The following is a 1,478-nucleotide window of genomic DNA, read 5'->3' on the forward strand; positions in this document are numbered from 1 at the left end:
TACAATGGGGTTAACGCTCGTGATACTTCTACCAGAGGATAGTAATCCAGTATAGCCCGCATAAAAGAGACTTTCTGGTATCCCCAATCTGCTTTTAACGCAAAGGCTTCCAACTCGCCAGCCACAACCATTGGAATGACTGCTCGGTCAGGCAATTGCTGATACCGGCGTATATGCTGAATAATTAAGTTTGTATCAAAGACCATCCGCAGTTGCTTGGCGCTCTTCGCGCAAAATCTCGTCCATCCGTCGATTTTCTTCTTCAGTAAAGCCTAGATCTGGTATCATGAACGGCTCTTTAGGAGCCACTTCATCCAAGAACCGTTCAACCCCCCATCGAAGAATGTCTTCGGGTCTGTAGGAGTTTGCGCCCCGTCGCATGGGTGGAATTGGTTCGAGCGGTTTTTTAGTTTCCATCTTTTTTCCCCTTCGTTTCTAAGCCAAATACTTTGGCGGTGTAACTGCCTATGTTCTTAACTGAACCACCTGCTATTTTAGTTTGAATATCGTAGAGCTGTCGATTAATAGTTTCTACGGAATGCAGAGCTAGCACCTGATCAGCTTGATCGACCCGTAACCGGAATTGCTTGACGAGTCGTTCATGAAGTGATGGCGTTAAAATTAATTCATGCTTTGCTTGATAAAATACTTCAAATTCTACCTCGACTACGGGTTTACGGCCTCGCCCTGGTCTATCTCCGTAGATGGGTTTGTATGTAAATGACAGATCTGTATGACCATTAATTTCTTTACTAGCTACGTCAAGAATGTTCTTTTGAAACCGTGTCCAGTTTGAGTAACTATCCTTTCCCGTCTTTGGGTCAATAACACTAAGCATGGTTTTAAGCTCAATTAGATCTCGCCGAAACTTCTTGTCTTTCATGTTTTTGTACATGCATAGGAGTTCGTACACTCGCTTTGCATAAGCTGAATTGAGTGAAATTGCAGCTACCAATTGAATCTTGGTAAAACGTTGATTCAAATCGACATAAAAAGGTCTTACTTTTCGTGACAGCTCAATTTCAATGATATCCGTTCCCTTTTTGAATTGGGCTGATGCGATGAATGTAGCTTGTAAGAAATCTCCATTCGGCAGTGTTGTTTCAAATACACGCGTCATTAACTTTTTAGTGGCTTGACGGTAAGGTTCTGCTTTCAATCGGTCAGATCCCATAATGGTAGCCATCTCGTTGACTGAAACTTGATAGTACTTATCTGCAGGATCTGTTGGTTTGACTTGAGCAACAACCATGTACAAAATGTTCTTTTCAGCTTCAGTCATTTCATAACGCGCTACAGTCAAGACATTATCCTGCCATATCTCTACTCCTTTGCTCATGGTTACCCATTGTAGATTGATTATCAGCCAAATGTAAAAAGTAAAATTTTAAAATTATAATTACTTAAAAGAAAAACTATTATAACGTCTAAACCTTACTTTATTAAGCCTGTTTCTGGGTCTAAACCTTACTTTATTA

At 40.7% G+C, this 1,478-nt stretch carries 3 protein-coding genes; all 3 read right to left on the minus strand.

Going from position 1 to position 1,478, the window contains the following annotated elements:
- Window positions 1-206 (minus strand): PIN domain-containing protein (locus B156_RS29855; protein WP_040586329.1); only part of this gene is annotated, 206 nt, incomplete at its 3' end.
- Window positions 196-417 carry a hypothetical protein gene (locus B156_RS0124645; protein ID WP_018622467.1) on the minus strand — a complete coding sequence of 74 codons (222 nt, stop codon included), beginning with the start codon at window positions 415-417 and terminating at the stop codon, window positions 196-198. The genes B156_RS29855 and B156_RS0124645, both read right to left, overlap by 11 nt.
- A complete protein-coding gene (locus B156_RS0124650) occupies window positions 407-1,339 on the minus strand; it encodes a replication initiation protein (protein WP_018622468.1) in 933 nt (310 codons plus the stop codon). Before B156_RS0124650 ends, B156_RS0124645 begins: the two co-directional genes overlap by 11 nt.
- Window positions 1,340-1,478 lie beyond the last annotated feature (139 nt).

The organism is Spirosoma luteum DSM 19990 (assembly GCF_000374065.1).
GTDB lineage: Bacteria > Bacteroidota > Bacteroidia > Cytophagales > Spirosomataceae > Spirosoma > Spirosoma luteum.

Excerpts from the sequence above, each read along its gene's own strand:
- B156_RS0124650 (WP_018622468.1), bottom strand. The coding sequence starts at position 1,339 with ATGAGCAAAGGAGTAGAGATATGGCAGGATAATGTCTTGACTGTAGCG.
- B156_RS0124645 (WP_018622467.1), bottom strand. The coding sequence starts at position 417 with ATGGAAACTAAAAAACCGCTCGAACCAATTCCACCCATGCGACGGGGC.